Source organism: Lichenifustis flavocetrariae (genome assembly GCF_026130545.1).
Classification (GTDB): Bacteria; Pseudomonadota; Alphaproteobacteria; order Rhizobiales; family Beijerinckiaceae; genus Lichenihabitans; species Lichenihabitans flavocetrariae.
In genome coordinates, this window is sequence record NZ_JAMOIM010000038.1 from 39,984 (window position 1) to 46,659 (window position 6,676).

Consider the following 6,676-nt stretch of genomic DNA (forward strand, 5'->3'; position numbering starts at 1 on the left):
CACTCAAAGGTATTCCCGCGATGCGCGACCGGATGCAGGTGTCAGTCGAGCCATCGAAGATCGATGGGGTCAACGTCTCCACGATCACGCCCACGACGATCCCGGCTGAAAACAGCGACAAGGTTCTGATTCACGTCCATGGGGGATGCTACGTTCTTTTCCCTGGCGAGTCGGGCATCACCGAAGCTCTGATGATGGCCGGGTTCGGCCATTAAGGTGATTTCGGTTGATTACAGGATGGCGCCGGAGGCTTACTTTCCAGCGGCTCTCGATGACGCGATCACGGTCTACAAGGCTGTCCTGAAGACAACGGCGCCGAAGAATATTGCATTTTCGGGACCTCGGCGGGCGGCGCGCTCACGCTCGAAATGGTACTGCGGGCCAAGCAGCTCGGCTTGCCGGTGCCTGGAGCGATCGCACCCGGGACCCCCATGTCGGACGTGACCAAGACGGGCGACAGCTTCTACACGAACGAAAAGGTGGACAATGTCCTCGTCTCGCGTGACGGATTCTGCGACGCCGCGACGGTGATTTACGCCAAAGGCCACGACCTCAAGGATCCGCTTCTCTCTCCCGTCTATGGCGATATGCATGACTTCCCGCCGGCCATCCTGACGACCGGCACGCGCGACCTGCTGCTGAGCAACACGGTCCGGGTGCACCGCAAGCTCCGGCAAGCCGGCGTCGAGGCCGAGTTGCAGGTGTTCGAGGGCGAGTCCCACGCCCAGTATCAATTCGACGATCGTATTCCCGAGGCAAAGGAAGCGTTTGGAGAGATCGCAACGTTCTTTGGCAAGCATCTTGGCCACTGAACGAGATCAGCTTTATCCATAGTCCGAACAAGACCTATCGGCCGCTCGCGACGTCATCCGAACAGCGGCGCATTTGATAAAGTGACGACATACAACGTGAAGGCGCCCTCCGAGGATCGGAACCATGGGCGCCTTCTGCTCGTCTGAGCCCGGACGAGCCCCGATGAGGCGTCCAGCCGGCTCGGTCAAAGGCAAAACAGGCGAAGCCACGTAATGTACGGTTTATTTCATGTGGGTACGATCGCCATTTCGCCCGGTCCGAGTGGTCACCAACGACTTGCGCACTGCGTCGTTTTCCTGGCAGCATTGAGTACAAGTTCACTCGGGACGAGCAGGGTCGATGCCCACTGACGTGCCGGATCGGTCTAGATCCAGCCTTCTTGAGCCGAGTGCTCAAGCCTCATTGCTGACGGACGCGTTGGCGACAGCCGACGCCCTGATCGTTAGCCGCGCGTTGCGAGAAATCGCAGCTGCACAGGGACAGAGTTACAGCTTCGGCGATGACCCGGCGCTCAGCATCGTGCTCGCCGCAATCGAGGCGCTCGACATCGATCTGACGGCACGACCCAGGACGTGAAGCCCTGGGCCGCCATTATGACGGCGTTGGCGATCGTGGCCGCTCCACCGCGTGTCGTTTCTGCGGAAGAGTATGGCATCGGGCCTTGGTATGTGCTCGCGGAGCGGGATCACGCCGTGGCGGTGCTCGACGACGCGGTTCGGACCTGGACCTTGATGGTCCGCTGCACTGAGGGGCACGTCGACTTCGTGGTGCGGCGCGTCGACGAGAGTGCCGGATCGGTGTCGGAGATCCGCCGCTACCAGGCCACGTTGCAGGTCGATCGCAAGCCCGTCGGGCACCTTCTGGCGCAGACATGGTCAGCGGGCGGGTACCTCGTCCTCGACGTCGGCTCCCTGCTGCCGAGCCTGGAAACCGGTCTGCGGATTGACTTCAGCTTCACGGACGGACAGTCGAGCACGGAGGCAAGCTTTCTCGCTATACATACCGCTGCCGCCCTCAAGCCCGTGCGCGACAGATGCCCGGCTGGCGTGAGCTGACTCTCCGATGCTTTGCTTCGTGCCGCCCCCCGCTGGCCCGCCCCGCCCGGAGTTACCGGAGGAGCCCGGGCAATCGCGGTTCGGCATCGTGCTAGCGATCGTTTTAACCTTGTTGGCGATGACGTTGCCGTGGCTCCGATCCGACCTACGCCATGCGAAGACCGGGCAAGCTCAGGTCGATCGGAGATGACCAAGCGGGACGGCAAGCCACACATCGTGACCGAGGCCCAATCGGCGATCCTGAGCGCATGGCCGACGGCGGTTCGCCGACGCGTTCGCTGCTCGGTGAACGGCTGTGGTCGTTGTTTGAGGACCCGCTCACGATCTTCGACGACGTGTTGCCTTGTCTGCTCCTCGCCGCTGGCTTCGTGGAACTTGCGCGCCCGGTAAGCCCGCGCGATGCCCGCGCAAGGTTGCCTGCATAACGGCCGCGGGTCGAGCGGTCCTCAAGCCTGGATCGTAGCGCATGGACGGCATGCTGGTTGTCTCACCTCATCCAGTGCCGCCACTCCGGGACACGCTCCTAGCAGAATTGATCCGGCCGATGGCCTAACCGCTGTCCACGCAATTGGGGGCCATCACCGGCCGATTTACAACCTTCACTAGGATTTGCGACACGACCATCAGATGTGGCAGCCGTACCGTGCCAGATTTACCTTATCGCCCTCGTACCGACGATCCCGAAGCATTTTCAACTCACTCGAATCTACATGACCAGCGTGTAGATTAGAACGCTCAGCACTCGCCTTAGAGAAATCCGCCCGGAAAGAGTCGCATGTCTGCTTCTGAGTGCCGAAGGCAGCGACGGGGATTTGGTCATCTTCAGGTTTTTCAACCCGCCAGCCAGATTGGAGGATCAAAGCTAGGGCAAAGGCGCTCACACACCCAAACCCGATATACCGTCGCATGTATGGTGCCCCATCCCTTATTGCCTGGAAACCGTCCCACAAGCATCCGAAGAAAGACTGTTGCAGATTGCTCAAGTTAGAACGCACGAGGCTCGTCGAGCCTCTGCATAACTGCGCTGCATACCCTTCTCGGGCGTTCTCTCACTAGAATTAGGCCGCTCCGCAAGGCGCGGCCTCTCTCTTTCGTAGCTGCTAGTGGATTGAATCCAACGTCTGGTGCCCACGTGCAGCGGCCGCGATGATGGCGTCGGGATTGGCTTTCCAGCGAAACGGTTTCGGGTCGACGTTGTGCTCGGCGAGATAGCCGCCATGGCCCGTCCGGTCCACTGGGTCGTCTCGCCGGGTGGCTCGGCAAGCGTTAGGGCGACGATCCGCTCACCCACGTCGGGTCCGAACGGCGCGACGCGCGGGGGGCGGGTCTTGTCACGCAAGAGCCCATCCACGCCCTCTCTGGCGAAACGCTCTTGCCAGCGCCAGACAGCGGTCTTGCTCTTGCCGGTCCGGTGCATGACGGCGTTCGTGCCGTGCCCGTCTGCCGTTGCCAACACGATCGCGGCGCGCCAGACATGCTTCTGCGGGCTGTTGCGGTCCGCGACCACAGCCTCAAGTCGGGCGCGATCTGCGGCAGTCACGTCAATGATAATTCCTGGGCGCATCGCCCAGACTCGCACGCCACGACAACGAACGGCATCCCAGACGGGACTCGTCCGTCGACGTCAATCCACTAGTCCTGCGCCCCAGGGTTGAACGAGACTGTGAGAGTGTGGGTGTGAAACAGCGTTGGCAAGGGACCCTGCCGGATTTCGATAATTCATGTAGTTACTGCGCCTATCGGCGGCAGGAGCTCGGGCTGATCGACAGAAATGGCTCTAATCACCGCTAAACAATTGTCATGTCAGCGAACCTTGCGATCAGTGAGGGGTTATTCTTCGCGCGGCGTGTGCCACCCTCGCATGTTGAAAAACGCCGCTTCTACAGATGAATAGCCTCGCATCTTGTAGGGTCGTTGTTCGGTTCTGCCTCATTTTTGGTGCAGATTATGATGAATCCAGATAGACTCCAGCGGTGTAGGCGATGTGGCCGATGGAGGGCTCCATCGCAGGAACTCGAAACGCATCGTCGCCAAAGTGGCGCCCATCGGACCAATGATCGATCGACAGGAGATCGCCCTCCGCTCGCCACCCCAGCCTGCTGCGCAGGCCGTAGCCCCTGGCTCGCTTCGCTCAGCCGGCTTGATCGTGCATGCTCACGGTGGCGATCCATTCAGCGTCTGCCCGGTGTACGGGATAGCTTCGTCTGCAGTCCACTGTCGGTATGGACCGCCGCCTGCTCGACCTGCCGGCCTATAAGCGACGGCTCACGATCTGGCTGTCGGGCCGCCGATTCCGGTGCCGAACGGCCTGTGCGCGCAAGGTCTTCACCGAGCGGTTCAGCTCGGGCAACCAAAGCGAGCGCTCACGCAGGCGTTGGTGCGTGGATCCTTCGGGCTGCCGAAGATTTGCTCAGTCTTGCCGACCTCGATGAGGTCGCCCAGGTGCATAAAGGCGGTAACGTCCGCCAGACGAGCGGCCTGTTGCGAGTTGTGCGTGACGATGCCCGGCGCGGCTCCAAGCGTTTTCGCATAGCCACTGTCTACGTTTTACCTGCTCATGATGCGTCGTAGCTTCGTGGGTGCACGTTGGATGCCTGATCATGTCGGGAGGAGTTGCGTCACCGTCGCAATTGCCTGAAGGTTTCGGGCGGAGAATTCACGATGAGACACAGTGTCAGATTGCGATCAGCCGGAGGTTCGTTGTGCCGGCGATATAAGCGGCGCCGATGATCCGATCTCCTTACCTATATCTGCCGAGAACCTGAGACGGAATGTGAGGGACGATAGGGCGAAAATTGTCTGGGAAGCTCACTAAGCACTCAGTTGCTCGATCGGTCGAGATCCCATGGTGTTCGCCTCAGCGCACAACCGGTCAGTTCTGTCGCAGTCATCGAATTGGTCGACCAGCTTTTCCTCTACCCAGCCAAGTACCACTTCTCCCGCGTTACGCCATTAAATCGATCCTGAGGCTTACATTCCGCTCGCCGCGTCCAATATTCAATGTAGCGCCGCGATAGTTCCTGAATTCGAGCTGGCGTCATGACCAGAACACGAGAGTTGCCTTCGTATTCGTATTTTTGGATTGCCTCAAAAGACAAAGGAAATCTCAGTGTCGAACTCTCCCAATGCCAGCGGATACATTCGGTTTTTGGCGGCTGCTGCTGCGCTGGCCTTTACGGCGATGAACTTTTCCTCGCCAGCAACTGCGTTTGGCGGGGGTGGCCATGGAGGAGGCGGAGGCTTTGCAGGAGGTGGAGGCGGTGGTTCTGGAGGAGGCGGCCATGGCGGAACTGGCGGCGCACTCTTTATTCCCGGAAATGGCGGCGCCAGCTTCGGTCGAAGCGGTGTGGGCGCGGGACCGAGAGAAGGAGGTCTTCGAGGAGGTGGCTTCGTGAATGGCGCCTCCCGCGGCGCTGATTCGATCATAAGCCGTCCGTCGCAGAGTGGCTCGTTCGGCGGAGACCGTGCTGTCCGGTCCGGTAACGGTTTGGACTTGGAACGCGCCAACCGGCGTCGCGGCTATGGTAACTTTGGCGTCTATGGCAACGACGGATCCGGCTACGTCGGTGAATACGGATATGACGACGATCCCCAATACGGGATCTACCCGGATCCGGGGGATTCTCAATTCGATTGCGATCGCAGCCGAGCAGGCCATCGCAAATCCCGCCGACACAAAGACTGTCGTTGAAGACCGTCCACAGCTGAGGGTTCAAGGCCCTGCCGTTCGGTCTGAGGCTGGGAACGCATTATTCACCAAGTCAAAGCCTTCATTCGAAGAAGGCTTCGAATTTAGACCTCATACTCGGGATTTCCGGTTTCGCTTGGTTCATCAGTGTACCGACGATCTCGTGGACCTTCTTTGCATCGGCATCGGCGCTGTTCGGATCGGAGAAAAAATTGGACAGATCGATGTCCTCGCCAGAACCCACTTTTTCTTCTGACGAGCGGCATAGGATCCATTGTTTCTGAAGAGGAACGATCATGAGCTCCTCTCCCAGACGCCGGCCGTCCTTGGTGAGGAACATGTTCAGCGACACTTTCTTCCCGTATTGCTGCCGGTATTCACGGTAGATACTGAGAGGATCACCCTTCCTCCGATTGATTGCATTGATCTCGTCCAGAAAGAGACGGATCAGATGATCTGCCTTAATGGCAGCCTCGGCGGATGGAGGTTCAGGCTGCGCGGCCAACGTCATCGTGACTGACGGCGCGCTCGTTTCGAGCGTAAAGGACAAGGAAGCCTCACCCGCTTTCCCAGCCTGGTTCGTCTCTCTTGCAACGATGGTATGTGATCCATTCGCGAGACCTCGAGGCGTATAGGCCCAGGCTCCGGTCTTGTCGGCCTTTGTGGTGTCGGTGATCGTTCGGCCGTCGACTGTGAACTGTACGGTGGCGTTCGGATCGCCGGCGCCGGACAGAGCGGCCACCGGGCAGGCGCCGCTGACGTCGGCGGATTGGGCGGACTCACTTAGCACTGACTGAAGCGTGCTATTCACTGCTTACATCTACAGTCTCATTCTTTCCCAGCTGTATCGCTAAACCTTTGTTTGCGGGAGCGAGCATGTTGCGTGGTGCCGTCGCGGGAGTGGTTGGAAATTGAAGGCGGCGTAATCTCCAGGTTGTCCAACCCCTGACTTGGCGCGTCAACGCCGGGGGAGATTACGCCATGGAGCAGACTACGACGAAACCGTCGGTCGATGCGAGCGCCGGCACGCTTTTCGACAGTTAGTTCGATCCGATCGAGACGGATGTGCGCGCAAAGGTGCGTGGTTTCATCGAGCAGATGATCGAGGAAGAACTGAGCA

At 59.7% G+C, this 6,676-nt stretch carries 8 protein-coding genes and 2 pseudogenes; 6 read left to right on the plus strand and 4 right to left on the minus strand.

The window, feature by feature from the left end:
- Positions 1-20: 20 nt before the first annotated feature.
- The 5 genes and pseudogenes from M8523_RS29370 (at position 21) to M8523_RS29390 (ending at position 2,293) form a co-directional block, all read left to right on the plus strand.
- Entirely contained in the window at positions 21-215 is a 195-nt protein-coding gene (locus M8523_RS29370) for a hypothetical protein (RefSeq protein ID WP_282588417.1), read from the plus strand.
- Positions 216-237: 22 nt separating this feature from the next.
- Positions 238-812 (plus strand): annotated as a pseudogene (locus M8523_RS29375) (alpha/beta hydrolase fold domain-containing protein).
- A 340-nt stretch (positions 813-1,152) separates the two neighbouring features.
- The gene (locus M8523_RS29380) at positions 1,153-1,389 is read left to right on the plus strand and encodes a hypothetical protein (RefSeq protein ID WP_282588418.1); all 237 of its coding nucleotides are present in this window, start codon (positions 1,153-1,155) and stop codon (positions 1,387-1,389) included.
- On the plus strand, positions 1,386-1,868 hold the full coding sequence (locus M8523_RS29385; protein WP_282588419.1) for a hypothetical protein: 483 nt from the start codon (positions 1,386-1,388) through the stop codon (positions 1,866-1,868). The genes M8523_RS29380 and M8523_RS29385 overlap by 4 nt, the downstream gene beginning before the upstream one ends.
- 248 nt (positions 1,869-2,116) lie before the next feature.
- The gene (locus M8523_RS29390) at positions 2,117-2,293 is read left to right on the plus strand and encodes a hypothetical protein (protein WP_282588420.1); all 177 of its coding nucleotides are present in this window, start codon (positions 2,117-2,119) and stop codon (positions 2,291-2,293) included.
- A gap of 675 nt (positions 2,294-2,968) precedes the next feature.
- Here the strand turns inward: M8523_RS29390 and M8523_RS29395 are convergent.
- Together M8523_RS29395 and M8523_RS29400 are read right to left on the minus strand one after the other, a co-directional pair.
- On the minus strand, positions 2,969-3,103 hold the full coding sequence (locus M8523_RS29395; protein WP_282588425.1) for a hypothetical protein: 135 nt from the start codon (positions 3,101-3,103) through the stop codon (positions 2,969-2,971).
- Positions 3,082-3,432, minus strand: a pseudogene (locus M8523_RS29400) (helix-turn-helix domain-containing protein); the annotation flags it as partial. The gene M8523_RS29395 and the pseudogene M8523_RS29400, both read right to left, overlap by 22 nt.
- 1,660 nt (positions 3,433-5,092) lie before the next feature.
- On the opposite strand from M8523_RS29400, the gene M8523_RS29410 reads away from it, so the two are divergent.
- A complete protein-coding gene (locus M8523_RS29410) occupies positions 5,093-5,263 on the plus strand; it encodes a hypothetical protein (protein WP_282588421.1) in 171 nt (56 codons plus the stop codon).
- A 375-nt stretch (positions 5,264-5,638) separates the two neighbouring features.
- Here M8523_RS29410 and M8523_RS29415 read toward each other — a convergent pair whose 3' ends face one another.
- Both M8523_RS29415 and M8523_RS29420 read right to left on the minus strand, forming a co-directional pair.
- A complete protein-coding gene (locus tag M8523_RS29415) occupies positions 5,639-6,367 on the minus strand; it encodes an Ig-like domain-containing protein (protein ID WP_282588422.1) in 729 nt (242 codons plus the stop codon).
- Positions 6,368-6,384: 17 nt separating this feature from the next.
- Positions 6,385-6,676, minus strand: a 292-nt coding sequence (locus M8523_RS29420) for a hypothetical protein (RefSeq protein WP_282588423.1), incomplete at its 5' end; no start/stop codon positions are given.

Coding starts and splice junctions, on each gene's coding strand:
- M8523_RS29410 (WP_282588421.1), top strand. CDS start 5,093: ATGGAGGAGGCGGAGGCTTTGCAGGAGGTGGAGGCGGTGGTTCTGGAG.
- M8523_RS29390 (WP_282588420.1), top strand. CDS start 2,117: ATGGCCGACGGCGGTTCGCCGACGCGTTCGCTGCTCGGTGAACGGCTG.
- M8523_RS29370 (WP_282588417.1), top strand. CDS start 21: ATGCGCGACCGGATGCAGGTGTCAGTCGAGCCATCGAAGATCGATGGG.
- M8523_RS29380 (WP_282588418.1), top strand. CDS start 1,153: ATGCCCACTGACGTGCCGGATCGGTCTAGATCCAGCCTTCTTGAGCCG.